Source organism: Lachnospira pectinoschiza (assembly GCF_900103815.1).
In the GTDB taxonomy this organism is placed as follows: Bacteria; Bacillota; Clostridia; order Lachnospirales; family Lachnospiraceae; genus Lachnospira; species Lachnospira pectinoschiza_B.
In genome coordinates, this window is the sequence record NZ_FNHZ01000009.1 from 12,414 (window position 1) to 27,420 (window position 15,007).

The following is a 15,007-nucleotide window of genomic DNA, read 5'->3' on the forward strand; positions in this document are numbered from 1 at the left end:
ATGTGTCAGAGAAAGGTATGTCTTATTTCATTTCGTCAGATAGATGATATCATTTATCTGACGAAAAGGAAAAATAATATATATTTCTGCGACCTCAGATTCTAAAGCCACCACCCAAGTCATAAAAGAAGGCACATGGTCAATTTCCACCATGTGCCGGATTCACATTTATTGTCAAGACTCGCTCGCGAGTCTTGCGCGCCGGATTCGGGTCTGCTTCAGAAGACAAATTCCTGTCCGAATCCGTGCGCATCCTCGCGGAGCGTTTAACTCAGTCGGAGCTTGTACCCCGACTGAGTTAAAAAATTCTATCGCAAGTCTATTCTCTAGTACTTTCACCATTAGTTGCAATTACTTCTTTATACCAATCAAAAGACTTCTTAGGGAATCTAGCTAAATCGCCCTTTCCCTCATCATCCTTATCAACATAGATAAAGCCGTAACGCTTACTCATTTCACCAGTTGAAGCTGAAACTAAATCGATGCAACCCCAAGGTGTGTAACCAAGAAGTTCAACGCCATCAATTTCCACAGCCTTCATAAGTTCCTGAACATGAGCCTTAAGATAAGCAATTCTGTAATCATCATTAACGCCAGCCTTGCCAGTCTTAACAGCTTCTCTAAATTCTTCAGTTCCTGGAGTAAGTTCTTTGCCAGTTTCTGTATTAATAACAGTATCCTTAGCACCAAGTCCATTTTCTACAATAAACATAGGCTTCTGGTATCTGTCATAAATGCTGTTAAGTGTGATTCGAAGACCAACTGGGTCAATCTGCCAGCCCCATTCAGAAGCCTTAAGATGTGGATTCTTTAAAGTTGCAAATACATTTCCGGCAGTCTTATCTGTCAATTCTGGATTAGCACTTGTAAGGCGAGAAGAGTAGTAACTAAAGGAAATGTAATCTACTGTATTCTCTCTTAAAAGCTTGTCATCCTCAACAGTCATATCAAGGTTAATACCCTCGCGTTCAAAGAACTTAAGAGCATAGCTTGGATAGTAACCACGAGACTGCACGTCGATGAAGAAATAATTTTCTCTATCCTTATTAATTGAATCCATCACATCATCAGGGTCGCAACTGTATGGATAGTAGTTTCCAGCAGCAAGCATACAACCAATCATAAAGTCAGGGTTAATGCTGTGGGCAAGCTTTGTAGCTGCAGCGGAAGCAACAAGTTCATAATGTGCAGCCTGATACTTGATGAGAGTTTCATTTTCACCCTCCTTAAAGCTAATGCCGGCGCCCATGAATGGAAGATGAAGAATCATGTTGATCTCGTTAAAGGTAATCCAATATTTAACCTTATTCTTAAATCTTGTGAAAATGGCTTCGCAGTAAGCCAAGTATCTATCAATCATCTGACGACTCTTCCAACCACCAAACTTTTCAATTAAGCCAAGAGGTGCATCAAAGTGACAGATTGTAACTACAGGCTCGATGCCATTTTTAAGCATCTCGTCAATGATTTCGTCATAGAATTTAAGACCTTCCTCGCAAGGTACATTTTCATCGCCATTAGGGAAAATTCTAGACCATGACATTGAAAAACGGTAGCACTTAAAGCCCATCTTAGCGAAAAGGCGGATGTCCTCGATGTAGTGATCATACATATCGATGGCCTCTCTGCCCGGATAAAAACTATCAGCCGGTAAATCCTTATATGATAGCTTGCCAAGAGCAACTGGGAATCTGTTCTTGCCAGCAGGAACCACATCAACTAAAGCAAGGCCGCGGCCTCCTTTGTTATAACCACCTTCGCACTGATTTGCAGCTGTTGCGCCACCCCATAAAAAGTCCTTTTGTAACATAAAAACCTCCAAAATTCGTTATTATATTGTGATATTTTCTACTTATGAATTTAACATATAAATATTAACACAATGTGAATTCTAGATAATATTTTAACACACTTTTGTATGGATGTATATTGTCAAGACTCGCTCGCGATTCTTGACATATATGTGTATCTTTGCCCTTAGTCTCGGTGCTAGGAATTCTTGAATTTATTTAATATTGTAGTTATAATATAATTAGTATTTTGATTTGTGAAAATGTATATAGTGCTAAAATTCAGAGAAAGCCGTAGGCTTATTAAAGCACGCCAAATTTACTATAAAGGGGATAAGTATGAATAATAATTGGTTTAAAGATATGGCATTTTATCAGATTTGGATTCGTTCCTTTGCAGATGGCAACGGGGATGGAATCGGCGATTTATATGGGGTTTATGACAAGCTAGAATACATCAAGTCTTTGGGAATTGATGGAATCTGGTTTTCGCCAATTTACCCATCGCCAAATGCAGATTATGGCTATGATGTTTCAGATTACAAGGATATTCACCCAGATTACGGTGATTTAGAGCAGTTTAAAAAAGTCTTAAATAAGGCTCATGAACTAGGAATGAAGGTTGTTATGGATTTAGTTATAAATCACACTTCTGATGAACATTTTTGGTTTAAGGAAAGCTGTAAGGGTGGGGATGATAACCCTTATAAGGATTACTATATCTGGCGCGATGGCAAGACAGATAAAAAAGGTAAGAAGTTACTTCCAAATAATTGGAACTCGCTTTTTGAAGGGAAAGCTTGGGAATATAACGAAGAAAGAGGACAGTATTATTTACATTTTTTTGCCAAGAAACAGCCTGATCTAAATATGGATAATCCAAGGGTTCGTGAGGAAATCAAAGATATTATGCGCTTTTGGCTTGATTTAGGTGTGGATGGCTTTAGAGAAGATTCCATTGCCTTTATATCTAAAGTGGAAGGACTTCCTAATGGCTATCCGGAGCTTCCAATGATTAATGGTCTTCGCTACACTCAGCATGGTCCACATATTCATGAGTATATGAAGGAATTTAGAGAAGTCTGCGAGGATTACGATTGCTTCCAGATGGGTGAGATGCCAATGACAGGTCCAGATAAGGCAATGCCTTATTTAACAGGAGAGACAAAATCTTTGGACATGGTAATTACCTTTGATTACATGAACGCCGATAATTTCCTCTCGGATTTTATTAGGCGACCATTTAGTGTAATTAAATATAAGAAGGCCTTTTCAAAATGGCAGTACGCTATGAATGGCAAATCTTGGAACTGCGTATATATTGAGAATCACGATCATCCAAGGGTTGTTAGTAGATATGGTAGTGAGAAGATGTGGAGGGAGAGTGCTACAAGCTTGGCTGCTAGTTACATTTTCCTTCAAGGCTGTCCTTTTATTTATCAGGGACAGGAAATTGGTATGACTAACCTCCGCTTAAATTCTATCGATAAGTATGAGGATATTTCCTCTAAAAATGCATACATGACTTTCCATACTAAAAAGTCTAAATCCCAGCGCCTTTACTACATTGGCGAGGGCTCAAGAGATTCAGCAAGAACGCCTATGCAATGGTCTGATGGAAAATATGCCGGCTTTTCAACTGTGAAACCTTGGTTTTACTTAAATCCAAACTATAAGAAGATAAATGTAAAAGCCCAGGAAGAGGATGAAAAGAGCATTTTAAATTTCTATAGAAAAGCCCTTAAATTAAGGAAAGATAACGACGCACTCATATGGGGCGACTATAAGGAATATTTTCCTAAGGATAAAAATGTATATACTTATGAAAGAACATTATCTTCAGAAAAGTTTTTAATAATCTGTAATTTAAAAGGGAAATATATAAGCTATAAAATGCCAGAAGAATATGAAGGATTAAAGGGAGAGCTCAAACTTAGTAATTACGAGGATGGACATAGACTAGATATTCTAAGGCCCTATGAATGCAGAGTTTATAGGTATGAGTAATAAATTAACAGAGATGAAAATTGCATGTAAAACAATTTTCATCTCTTTATTTTAGTCTATATTTATTAATAATAATGAATCTTCTTCAATATTCTCAAAATCTTCGTTCATATAATTAACATTGGTCCATTTAAAGGAAATTGATTGGCAATTATCTGAAATCTCAATCTTAAAAATTTTTAGGTCAGATGAGGGACCTTCTGGGACAACCCCTTTAATGTAACATTCTTCTATGTCAGTATTTATGGCTTTATAGTCATTAGAGTCAGAGATTATCCAAGTGTTAATTACGTACATGGTAGGTAAAACAACAGTAAGGGTGTTATTTTTAAGGCTTTCGCGGGAAATGTTAACTTCGTATTTTTTTTGATCAAAATAATTTAAAGAGGTATCACCAATAGTGTAGACAGTTTTATTAATTATAAGACAGTTTGCTTTTGGATAACCCTTCTCATTTCTTGGGAAGATTGAGCTATATTTAACCGAAGTAGAACAAGCAGTTATACTTAATATAATTGTTATAATAGATAACTTTAGAAGTATCTTGTGTATTTCCATGATCTTGATTCCCCTCCTAGCTCATATGAAAAATTCCCATTAGCATTTAATGAAACGCTACTGTGTCTACCACCATTTGGTTCTAATAAAATAAGTATTTTGTTAGAACTATTCCAATATTCATAACCGATTAATCCAACAGAATGATTTGTCAAACCTAAATGCATGGGTTTGTTATTATTAATATTGTTTTTTATTTGTGTAAAACTTATAGTTCCTGTTTGATTAGGATAAAGATTCCAATGGTTATATGCTTTTTTAATTTCTGTCCATGTTCCACCATTATTCCAATTATCTCCATAAACATATTTGGCAACATCTAGGCAGGATAAATTTGTGTTTTTATAATAATTAATTAGAGCTGCACATGTAGCTGCCCAACAAGTGTTACCAACTTGACTTACCCCGTTAACATTAATGGTTTTATATGATGATGGACGATCTATACCTGTTAAATTGTAACGTTGAGGTTGATAAGTAACATTTATTTTATTAAGCAAATCATTATAATTAAGCAATGTAGTATTATTATAATTGAACGATGAGTTTTTAACAGTGTTTATATCTAAAAAATTGATATTATCAAACATACTGTAAATTTTAATTAATTGTGTTTCATTATAAGCATATAAATTAATACCATCTGAAATAAATGCATAATTTCCACTATAATCTGAAATGAATTGATTTAATTCCTTAGAAAAAGAAATAGACATTGATGCTGAAAAGGAAGTATCATAATTTATTTCCAATATAGCTTCAATCTTTTTGTCTATATTAGAAATAATTGGATAACAAGCATTATAATTATCGTTGGTAACGTTGAAAACTGTAAATGGATGTCCAAGATAATAATTTGAAATAGAATGTTTTAAATCTCCAGTCTTTATTAATACATTTAAATGTTGTAAATAAACTTCTTTTGCATAATCGTCATAATTAGACGATATAGATAAGCTGCTTACGTTCAAATTATTACAGGTTTCAGCTTTTGTTGTACGAGAATTAAAAAATACAATAATAATAACTAATAATGATAAAAAAGTAAAAAAGTTTAATTTTTTCATAATATCCTCCTTTTTAAATAAAAATATATTATAATATATTTTAATATATATAATATTAAAAGTAAATAAAAAATATAATATTTTCAAATCTAAGGCCCTATGAATGCAGAGTTTATAACTATAAGTAAATGTGCTATAATCATGAGGCAAAAACATTTATTTATACAAAGGTAGGAGAATATATGTCAGAAGTTATTGAAAAATTTTTAAGATATGTTAGTGTTCACACTACATCAGATGATGAAAGCCAGACAAGCCCTAGTACAGCTAGACAGTTTGATCTTGCTAGAATGTTACAAAAGGAAATGCTTGAGATGGGTATAGAGGATGCTTATCTTGATGAGAAGTATTGCTATGTTTATGGTCACATCCCAGCTAATGATCCAGAGAATACTAAGACTCTTGGTTTTATTTCACACATGGATACAGCACCAGATGCTAGTGGTAAGGATATTAAGCCAAGAAGAATTGAAAACTATGATGGAAGCGAAATCATTTTAAATAAGGAAAAGGACATTAAGATGAGTCCTGTTGATTTCCCAGAATTACTTGATTATAAGGGAAAGACACTAATTGTAACAGATGGTACAACACTTCTTGGTTCAGATGATAAGTCAGGTATTGCAGAAATCATGACAATGGCTAGCGAAATCATCAATCATCCAGAAAGAAAGCATGGTAGAATCGCTATTGCCTTCACACCAGATGAAGAAATCGGTGTTGGTACAGCACATTTCGACCTTGAAAGATTTGGTGCAGATTTTGCTTATACAGTTGATGGTGGTGCTCTTGGAGAAATCGAGTTTGAAAACTTCAACGCTGCAGCTGCAGTAATTAAGGTAGCTGGTAGAAATGTTCATCCAGGTGAAGCTAAGAATAAGATGGTTAACGCAGCTTCAATTGCTATGGAATTTGAGAAAATGTTACCTCAGAATGAAAAGCCAGAATACACAGAAGGTTACGAAGGTTTCATTCATCTTATTAGCATGGAAGGTAATACAAGCGAGGCTAAGTTACAGTATATTGTAAGAGATCATGATAGAGCTAAGTTTGAAGCTAAGAAGGAATTACTTAAGTCAGTTGCAAGCTTCTTAAATCAGAAGTATGGTGAAGGTAGAGTAACAGCTGATATTTCAGATACATACTACAACATGAGAGAAAAGGTTGAGCCAGATTACATGTTCTTAGTAGATGGTGCAGTTGAAGCTTTCAAGAAGTTAGATGTAGTGCCTAAGGTAGTTCCAATTCGTGGTGGTACAGATGGTGCAGCACTTTCATATAAGGGTTTACCTTGTCCAAACCTTTGCGCAGGTGGACATAACTTCCATGGTATTTATGAATATGTATGCGTAGAATCTATGGAAAAGATTACAGAGATGCTTGGATTACTTGCTTGCTGTAATTTTGCTAAATAAGAGAAAGGTAGTAAGTACTAATGAGAAAATATTTAAGTAGAGTATTTGATTTGATATATTTATCACTTCTAGTTTTTATGTTTATAGGATATAAAAAACATATTATCTTATCACATAGAACTGTTGGGCTATTGATGCTTTTACTTGTGTTTGTAGTTGTGGCAAGAATATGTTTAGATAAAGAAAAAGAGATAAAGAAAAAAGTCATAGAATCAATTGCATATGTGTTATTTGCAGTTATTGTTTTTGCACTTGCTATATGGCTTTTTTAAGATAAATTTGTAAGATAAAGATAATAAAAACCGGATTTGGATTTGAAAATCTAAATTCGGTTTTTTGTTTAAACTGCGATTCACTGGAAGAATAATATTAAATTTGTTACAATGTTTAGTAAAAAAAGAATAAAGACTCTTTTATCTTAAAAATAATATGGTATGATATCATAATATATATAAGGAGTGTGATACAATGGCTAAAGAAGCAAAGACAAACGCTATGCGTTTTTTAGAGAAAAATAAAATTGCATATACAGAAGAAACTTATGATGAGAAGGAATTTACAGATGGGGTTCATTCAGCCGAGATTCTAGGTCATGACCCAGATAGAAGTTTTAAGACTCTAGTTGCTGTTGGAAAGTCAGGAGAACATTACGTTTTCGTAATTCCAGTTGCCCTTGAAGTAGATTTTAAAAAGGCCGCTAAAGCTGTGGGTGAGAAAAATGTTGAGCTAATTCACGTAAATGATTTAACTAAACTTACAGGTTATATTAGAGGTGGCTGTAGCCCACTTGGTATGAAGAAGAATTTTAAAACTGTAATCCATAGTAGTTGCTTAGATTATGACAAAATCTATATTAGTGGTGGACGAGTTGGCTTAACGCTTGAACTAGATCCTAAGGATTTAGTAAAGGTAATAAGAGCCGAAGTTACTGATATTGTAATGGATTGATTTTTTACGGAAGTTATAAATGAGATAAAATTTTAGAACACATTAACTTAGATTATAGAAAGGTTAACAAGATGACTTATTTTACATGGTTTTTTCTTGATAAGGAAAAAGATATTATCGTAAATCTGTATAAGGATTTAGATAGAATCTACTACATTTTAAAAACACCAAATCACGCATCTGGTAACTTAATTCGTAATATTGCCAAGATTTGTGATTTGAAATTATCTAAGGACGAGAACGATATGCTCATTATAAAGGGCGAGGTTCCTTGCTTTATTGATGGAAACAATCAGGAGAATTACATTTTCAAATTCGGAGATACTGAGATTGCGAGAATCTTTCCGGATGGAAGTGTTGAAGTTAAGGCCACAATACCTGCAATCGCTAAGACTTTACTTAGTCAGTCAAAGGAGGCCCTACTTCCTCTTGATAAAACACTTTTTGAGACTTTCATTAGAAAGGATTTAAAATTTAGAGCAGATCTCCACACTCATATGAACGGTAATCTAACAGGTGATGTGCTAATTGCCCTTGGTATTGCCCATCAGATTAGATATCCGCTTTATTATGTGAAGAAGTTAGACCTTAAATTGACTCAGAGTCAGTGGGATAAGCTAGCAGAGCAAAGGGAGAAGGTTGCAAGACAGTTCGTAACTTCAGACCTTAAGGGCAAGTATCTTGACCGTAAAATTAACGATAATACTTTCATTAATTTCGCTGATTTAATTCTTAATAACTTGGATAATGCTGAGGAAAATATTGTCAAAATCCGCGGTTCTCTTGCAGTTATTAAGGATGGACAGGCCGTATTTACTAACCTTGAGAAGGTTTACATTTACCGCTATGTTTTCTGTAAGGGCGTTGAGTCTGAGGAAAAGATTAGTTTGATAAAAAAAGACATGATTCCAGATAAAGATGTAAGAGCAGCTCTTATGCAAATGGTTCGAGATAAGGAAAATCCTGCATATTGCCACAACACAATTTTCCAAGATAAGTTACTTTGGATAGCAAGAAGCTATAAAAGACAGGGCATTGTTTATGCCGAAATCAGTGATACAACACTTGTTAAAAAGTATGAATCTCTTGAAATGTTACGTCAGGTACATGAAGTTATGCCAAGCATCTATCAGGAAACTGGCGTTATGATTAGGTTCCTCGCAGCCATGAGACGAATTCCACTTACAATTATTAAGGATGCCGTAACTCCAGATAATTATCTTGAGCAAAATCTCGAGGTATTAAAGGCTACAGCTCTTGATCCATATGTTGCAGGTTGCGATTTTGTTGGTGAGGAAATTAACGACATCATCACTTTAAAGCCAGCCTTTAAGGAATTAGTTAAGATTGCCGCAGCAGATCCTAGTTTTGTAATTCGAGTTCATGCTGGAGAAAATGATAGCCAGAAGGACAACATCGCCCATTCTATCGAGTGCGTTAAGGATTCCCTTGCACCAGGCCAGAAGATGCCAAAGATGCGCCTTGGACATGGACTTTACACTTACAGCCTTACAAGTAAGAAGGGTAAGGAGACTTTAAAGCAATTAATTGATAATAACGTTGTACTTGAATTCCAGATTTCAAGTAATGTTCGACTAAACAATTTAAATACACTTGAAAAGCATCCATTAAAGCAGTATCTAAAGCATGGCATCGCCTGCGTTCAGGGTACTGATGGAGCAGCCCTTTACGGAACAGACGCCATCGAAGAAGAATTATCTTTAAAGAAAATGCTTGGCCTAACCGATAAGGAAGTGCAACTTATGAAGGATGCTGAAAAGAAGATTATTGAAGAGAGCCAGCAGGCTTATTCTGATAAGAAGGCAGCCTTTGAAAGACTTGTAAAGAATAAGGATTTCGAGGAAGTTTTACTTGATAAGATGCAGACAGTTAAGATTAAATCTAGCAATTCAAAGCATGAGCTTAAGTATGATTCTAACAAGGAATTAAAAGAACATATTCAAGAAATTACTTGGGATAGATTCCCAATTGTCTTAGTGGGTGGAAGCTTTAATACTGAAAGTCGTGCGACTAAGCTTAGTACAAATGCTACAAAGCAGATTGACGAAATGCTAGAATACTTAAATCCAGAGGAAGTTTGCTTTGTGATAGGTCACAAGATTTCAGGTTATGAGAAATATCTTCTAGAACATAATGAAAAGAATTTTAGAATTTATTCTTTCGTACCAGCGGTAGTAACCAAGCGTGAAGCTGAAAAAATCAAGAACGCAGGGGTTAAGGTAAGAGTATCTACAGAAGCGCAAGCTATGGGTATTTATAAGAGTTTCAACTATGAAATCTTTGAACGTCGTCCATCTATGGTAATTGCCTTTGATGGTAATAGTGCCGCAGCTAACTTAATTCAGGAGGCTAAAAACGGTAAGGGTAAATCTGCAATCTTTATTTGGGCAAATTCGAAAGTCCTAATGCAAAAGGCTAAGTCCCTACATGGATATGTTTATTCTTTTGATGAAAATGAAAAGCTAGCCGAACTTATGGAAAAACTAAGAAAAAAACAAGAATAGTAATTACAAGCTGTGGCAGATATTTATTTCTGCCACAGCTTTTTTCTATAAGCCGTTGGAGTAAGATTAAATTCTTTTTTGAAAATTTTCACAAAGTAATTAGAGTCATAAATTCCTACACTTGCTGATATTTCTTGTATACTTTGATTTGTTTTTATTAGAGAATTAGCAGCATGTTGCATACGAATTTGATTTAAGTAGGCAATTGGTGGTGTAACAGAACCAGCTAGATTCCGCTGTCAATTTCTAAGTGGCTTCCGCCGCTTCTACTCTTAGTTACGATTAAGTGTTTCTTTATAGTAGACTTTAATTCCTCTCTATGACTAATAATTCCTACAAGCTTGCTACCAGAGGCAAGTTCCTTTAGGAGCACCATAGAATCATTAAGAGATTTCTCATCAAGAGTACCAAAACCTTCATCGATAAATAAAGTATCCAGTTCAATACCGCCTGAAGAATGGCTAATGCTATCTGATAGGCCAATAGCAAGGCTTAGAGAAGCCTTAAAACTTTCACCACCAGAAAGGTTACCAACAGGTCTTTCCTTACCTGTGTAGCTATCAAGCATATTTAACTTTAGGAAATCCTTGTTGCCATCGGAATGACGTCTAAATTCAAATTGTCCCCCAGTTAAGGTAAAAAGTCGCTTGTTAGCAGCATGTAAAATCTTTTCAAAACCTTCTAGCTGAACGAAAGTCTCAAAGGATAACTTATTAGAGCCAGCCACCTGTCCACTAAGTAAGTCATCAAGTCTTTTATATCTGATAGCCTTATTACTAAGATCTTCAGATTTCTTAAAGCTCTTATTAATAGCTGCTTTAGTGCTGTTATTATTAGCGATTTCATTATTAGCAATAGTGATGTCTTCTTTAATCTTATCAAGTTCTGCCCTAAGTTTATTAAGAGCTTCCATAAGGCTAGAAACATCAACTCTAGTTTTACCTTCGCAGTCCTTTTTAACTGTTTCAAGTTGAGCCTTAACAAGCTTAACTTCGTTTTTATAGTTGTTAATTTCCTCGTTTAATCTAGTTAAGTCATCAGCTGAAAGTAAATGTGTATGATAATCTAATTCATCAGCAAAATCATAAGCCTTAATAGCATCATCATAGGCTCTTGAATTCTTTAAACAAGCTTTATCAGCCGCATCATGATTCTTCTTTGCATTGTCATAATAACTAGTTGCCTTAGTTAAGTTTTCCTTAGCTAAATCTAAGTTATTATTAGCAGCTTTAAAACTATTCTCAAGGTCATTCATTTCTCTAGTTAAGGCTTCACGTTTAGCAATAGCCTCATTAATAGTTTCAAATTCAAGCTTAGGAAGTGCATTTAACTGGCCTTCAAACTTACTAAAAGTAGTCTTAGCTGTTTCTAATTTATTAGTTAGATTCTCTCTTGATGCATTGTGCTTTTCAAGATCTTCCTGATATGTAGCTAATTGCTTTTTAGCCTGTTGGCAGAAATTATTAATTTTAGAAAATTCATTAATTTCCTCCTGCTTTTTACTAATAGCGCTATCTAGCAGATCATTAGCTCTATTTAAAAGGCCCTTAAATTCTTCTTCTAGAGTTTGTCCTGCCTCAAAATCATATAAAACATCGATATCTAAAGAATCAGTTTTTAAATAATCCTTATCTTCTAGAACTGGAAGGTCAGTAACAGAGTTATAAATTCTGTTATAGTTATCTAATATATTGTGGTAAATACTAGATAAACCCTGCCTTTGCTTTTCCATTGCTAACTTGTGATTATTAATAGCTTCTAGTAATTCTTTGTTCCTATTATTAAGCGCATCAAGTTCCTCCTGACTTATTTCTTCTTCTGAAAATGTTGCAAGCATAGGGTGACTAGTAGAACCACATACAGGGCATGGCATCCCATCTTCAAGATCTTTTGCCAAGATTCCTGCCTGATTTTGCATATACACTTTATACTTACTAGCATATTCGTTGCAGGATTCTAAATAGCCATTTTGCTGTAGGATATGCTTATTCTTTTCTTCCTCTAATCTATCTCTGCCTTGAATTAACTTTGGAAGAGCTGTGTCTAGAATGCTATCTAATTCGTTCTTTGCTTGTCCGATTTTTTCAAAAATCACATTGGCATTCTGTAAATCAAGAGCTACCGTTTCATTCTCATTAATATAGTCTTGTCTCTTTTTAATCTTCTCTTCTAAATCAAGTCGTTTTTCTTCAAAACCATTAAGCTGCTTAGTTAGAGTCTCGATTTCAAGTTTAGCATCATTTATCTGTCTATTAAGATTTAGCTTATCTGTATAATAATGCTCTTTCTCTGAAAGAGTGTGAATATCTAATCTAAGCTTAGATATCTTATCCTCGCTATCCTTATGAAGCTCTAAGGCTTCTTCGCTAGCCTTAAAATTAGCTAGGGATTTCTTATGCTGTTCAATTGAATGGTCTAAATCATTTCCAGTTTCTATAAAAAGTTTCTTAGCCTCAATATACTTATCCTCGGCAGGTTTAACATAGATTAAGGCCTTATTACCAATCTGATAGCTTTCTTCCTTGTGGCTAATTTCCTCTTTTCTAGTCTCTAATTCCATGTCCTTTTTATTCAATTCATCAAGTCTATCAAGAAGCTTATTAGTGGTATCTGCTGTGCTATATTCTGCATTAACCCTGTTAAAGTCCTTATTAACTTCTTCTTGCTTAGTTTTAAGCTCTTTTGCAAACTTCTCATTAAAATCGTTAATCTTATCAATGAAGTCCATTAAATAAAGGGCATCTACAGCGTTACTGTTCTCCTCATAGCTCTTTTTAATGTCTGCAAGGCTTTCGGCTAAATCCTCATTAAAACTTGCCTTAACGCTTTCAAAATAGCTTACAACCTGCTTATTAGCATCTGCAATTTCAGAGTTAGCCTCATCCTTCTTATTCTTCATAATCTGGCGCATATTCTCATACTTCTTAGTCTGAAAGATAGTCTGCATAATAGCCTTACGAGAGTTAGAATCTGCATTAAGTAACTTATAAAATTCCCCCTGAGCAATCATGACAGTTTGTCTGAATTGTTCAAAAGTTAAGTGAAGTAATTCCTCGGAAATATATCTATTAGCCTCTGATAACTTCTCAATAGTCTTGTGTTCATCAATTGTAACAACAATAGATTCCTTATAGGATTTAGTTCCCGAGCCACGCTTTTTAGCATATTCCTGTTCCGGTTCACGATGCACATTATATTCTTTACCGTTGTGAGAAAATGTAAAATCTACGTAAGATACCAATTCAGGCCCAGCTAACTCATTACGGAAGGCCTTCTTATCCTTATCCTTTAAACTTCCCTCTCCGTAAAGGGCAAAAGTAATGGCATCAAAAATTGTTGATTTACCAGCACCTGTATCACCACAAATAAGGTATAGACCATGCTCACCTAGGTCCTTATTAAAATCTATTACAGTTTTATCTATATATGGGCCAAAGGCACACATTTCAAGTTTAATCGGCTTCATTAATAATTCCCGCCTCCTTAGCAACTTCTTTTAGACAATCGAAATCCTCTTCATCGATCTCTGTCCCCAAAATTTGTTTGTAAAAATCGGACATCAAATCTACAAAAGATTTGTCTGTGCTTATATCTGAGATTTCTGCCTTAGCTAAGGCTTTAGTTCTACTATTCTCAAAAGTCAAAGACATTAATCTAGGATAGATATCCTTAAGTTTATCGTAGGAATTTGGCACTTCATCTTCGTCTGTTAGGGTAGCGAAGATGTAGTCCTCTAAAGGTCCATTCTTTCCAAATTCATCTGATCTTTCATGAGGGTCAAGGGCTCTTGCTGCGCTAATTAAGTTAGAGAGTTCTCCCTTAATTTTTCTCATCTTTCTAAGAGGCTTTAAAGCTATTAATTCAATTGAAACGTCGCCCTTTTCCTTGATTTCCACAATAGGAACAGACTTCTCTCTTGTAATTTCACTAGCTGAGTAGCAAAGTGGAGAACCACTATATCTAATGTTTTCACGGCCTACCTGCTGTGGAATGTGGATATGTCCTAAAGCCACATAATCAAAGGCATCAAAGATATTAGTGCCAATCTTCTCAACAGTTCCAACATCGGCTGTAGCATCCTCAGAATCGGATAGGAGAGGGTCTGTAGAGCCAGCCACAAACTGATGGGCAAGTAACACATTACGAGCCTTATAATCAAGACCAGGGTGCTTTAAAGCCACATCAACTGCCTTTTGATAGCTGTTAGTTTCCTCGTCTTCAAATTCTTCAGGATAGTAGGACTTTACTAAAGAAGCCTTAATGAAAGGCAACATATGAAAATATATTGGTCCATATTCGTCCTCTAATTCCACAAAAGGCACTTCCCCAGAATATAAACCTGTTATGTATAAATTATTATTTGAAAAAATTCGACTTCCGAAATTAAGTCTTTCATCGGAATCATGATTACCACTAATGGCAATTACAGTCTTGCCTTTAGTGCTACATTTTGTAAGAAAATTATCAAAAAGAGAAACAGCCTTTTCACTAGGCTGTTTCTTATCATAAATATCGCCTGAAATAACTATTACATTGACATTATTGCTGTCCGAAATATTCAAAATTTCATCAAGTATATAAGACTGATCTTCAATTAATTCATAGGAATTAACGTTCTTACCTATGTGAAGATCGGCAAGGTGCATAAACTTCATAAATCCTCCTATAAAACCTGTATATCGATACAAATATTATAG

The 15,007-nt window shown here is 34.8% G+C and carries 11 protein-coding genes; 5 read left to right on the forward strand and 6 right to left on the reverse strand.

The window, feature by feature from the left end; all coding sequences use genetic code 11:
- Window positions 1–319: 319 nt before the first annotated feature.
- Window positions 320–1,810 (reverse strand): 6-phospho-beta-glucosidase, encoded by a 1,491-nt coding sequence (gene ascB, locus BLQ66_RS11000; protein ID WP_074522191.1) that lies wholly within the window; start codon window positions 1,808–1,810, stop codon window positions 320–322.
- Window positions 1,811–2,129: 319 nt separating this feature from the next.
- Here ascB and BLQ66_RS11005 point away from each other — a divergent pair, with 319 nt between their 5' ends.
- Window positions 2,130–3,797 (forward strand): glycoside hydrolase family 13 protein, encoded by a 1,668-nt coding sequence (locus BLQ66_RS11005; protein WP_074522192.1) that lies wholly within the window; start codon window positions 2,130–2,132, stop codon window positions 3,795–3,797.
- Window positions 3,798–3,848: 51 nt separating this feature from the next.
- Here BLQ66_RS11005 and BLQ66_RS11010 read toward each other — a convergent pair whose 3' ends face one another.
- Together BLQ66_RS11010 and BLQ66_RS11015 are read right to left on the reverse strand one after the other, a co-directional pair.
- A complete protein-coding gene (locus BLQ66_RS11010; RefSeq protein ID WP_074522193.1) occupies window positions 3,849–4,355 on the reverse strand; it encodes a hypothetical protein in 507 nt (168 codons plus the stop codon).
- Complete coding sequence (locus tag BLQ66_RS11015) at window positions 4,331–5,422, reverse strand: papain-like cysteine protease family protein (protein WP_074522194.1); 1,092 nt, start codon at window positions 5,420–5,422, stop codon at window positions 4,331–4,333. Before BLQ66_RS11015 ends, BLQ66_RS11010 begins: the two co-directional genes overlap by 25 nt.
- Window positions 5,423–5,604: 182 nt before the next feature.
- Between BLQ66_RS11015 and pepT the strand changes: the two genes are divergently transcribed.
- The 4 genes from pepT to BLQ66_RS11035 all read left to right on the forward strand — a co-directional run bounded on the left by pepT (window position 5,605) and on the right by BLQ66_RS11035 (window position 10,310).
- Window positions 5,605–6,837 carry a peptidase T gene (gene pepT / locus BLQ66_RS11020; protein WP_074522195.1) on the forward strand — a complete coding sequence of 411 codons (1,233 nt, stop codon included), beginning with the start codon at window positions 5,605–5,607 and terminating at the stop codon, window positions 6,835–6,837.
- A 20-nt stretch (window positions 6,838–6,857) separates the two neighbouring features.
- Window positions 6,858–7,109 carry a hypothetical protein gene (locus BLQ66_RS11025; protein ID WP_074522196.1) on the forward strand — a complete coding sequence of 84 codons (252 nt, stop codon included), beginning with the start codon at window positions 6,858–6,860 and terminating at the stop codon, window positions 7,107–7,109.
- Between the two features lie 196 nt (window positions 7,110–7,305).
- Complete coding sequence (gene ybaK / locus BLQ66_RS11030; RefSeq protein ID WP_074522197.1) at window positions 7,306–7,785, forward strand: Cys-tRNA(Pro) deacylase; 480 nt, start codon at window positions 7,306–7,308, stop codon at window positions 7,783–7,785.
- Between the two features lie 71 nt (window positions 7,786–7,856).
- Window positions 7,857–10,310, forward strand: coding sequence for an amidohydrolase family protein (locus BLQ66_RS11035; protein ID WP_074522198.1), 2,454 nt, complete (start codon window positions 7,857–7,859; stop codon window positions 10,308–10,310).
- Between the two features lie 23 nt (window positions 10,311–10,333).
- On the opposite strand, the gene BLQ66_RS12360 is transcribed toward BLQ66_RS11035, so the two are convergent.
- The 3 genes from BLQ66_RS12360 to BLQ66_RS11050 are packed head-to-tail and all read right to left on the reverse strand — an operon-like array spanning window position 10,334 to window position 14,965.
- Window positions 10,334–10,516, reverse strand: a complete 183-nt coding sequence (locus BLQ66_RS12360; RefSeq protein WP_408606431.1) for a helix-turn-helix domain-containing protein — start codon at window positions 10,514–10,516, stop codon at window positions 10,334–10,336.
- A 20-nt stretch (window positions 10,517–10,536) separates the two neighbouring features.
- Window positions 10,537–13,776 carry an AAA family ATPase gene (locus BLQ66_RS11045; RefSeq protein WP_074522199.1) on the reverse strand — a complete coding sequence of 1,080 codons (3,240 nt, stop codon included), beginning with the start codon at window positions 13,774–13,776 and terminating at the stop codon, window positions 10,537–10,539.
- Window positions 13,763–14,965 (reverse strand): exonuclease SbcCD subunit D, encoded by a 1,203-nt coding sequence (locus BLQ66_RS11050; protein WP_074522200.1) that lies wholly within the window; start codon window positions 14,963–14,965, stop codon window positions 13,763–13,765. Before BLQ66_RS11050 ends, BLQ66_RS11045 begins: the two co-directional genes overlap by 14 nt.
- Window positions 14,966–15,007 lie beyond the last annotated feature (42 nt).

What these genes read in the sequence shown, in the direction of transcription:
- ascB (WP_074522191.1), bottom strand. Translation starts at nt 1,810, where the DNA reads ATGTTACAAAAGGACTTTTTATGGGGTGGCGCAACAGCTGCAAATCAG.
- BLQ66_RS11005 (WP_074522192.1), top strand. Translation starts at nt 2,130, where the DNA reads ATGAATAATAATTGGTTTAAAGATATGGCATTTTATCAGATTTGGATT.
- BLQ66_RS11010 (WP_074522193.1), bottom strand. Translation starts at nt 4,355, where the DNA reads ATGGAAATACACAAGATACTTCTAAAGTTATCTATTATAACAATTATA.
- BLQ66_RS11015 (WP_074522194.1), bottom strand. Translation starts at nt 5,422, where the DNA reads ATGAAAAAATTAAACTTTTTTACTTTTTTATCATTATTAGTTATTATT.
- pepT (WP_074522195.1), top strand. Translation starts at nt 5,605, where the DNA reads ATGTCAGAAGTTATTGAAAAATTTTTAAGATATGTTAGTGTTCACACT.
- BLQ66_RS11025 (WP_074522196.1), top strand. Translation starts at nt 6,858, where the DNA reads ATGAGAAAATATTTAAGTAGAGTATTTGATTTGATATATTTATCACTT.
- ybaK (WP_074522197.1), top strand. Translation starts at nt 7,306, where the DNA reads ATGGCTAAAGAAGCAAAGACAAACGCTATGCGTTTTTTAGAGAAAAAT.
- BLQ66_RS11035 (WP_074522198.1), top strand. Translation starts at nt 7,857, where the DNA reads ATGACTTATTTTACATGGTTTTTTCTTGATAAGGAAAAAGATATTATC.
- BLQ66_RS11045 (WP_074522199.1), bottom strand. Translation starts at nt 13,776, where the DNA reads ATGAAGCCGATTAAACTTGAAATGTGTGCCTTTGGCCCATATATAGAT.
- BLQ66_RS11050 (WP_074522200.1), bottom strand. Translation starts at nt 14,965, where the DNA reads ATGAAGTTTATGCACCTTGCCGATCTTCACATAGGTAAGAACGTTAAT.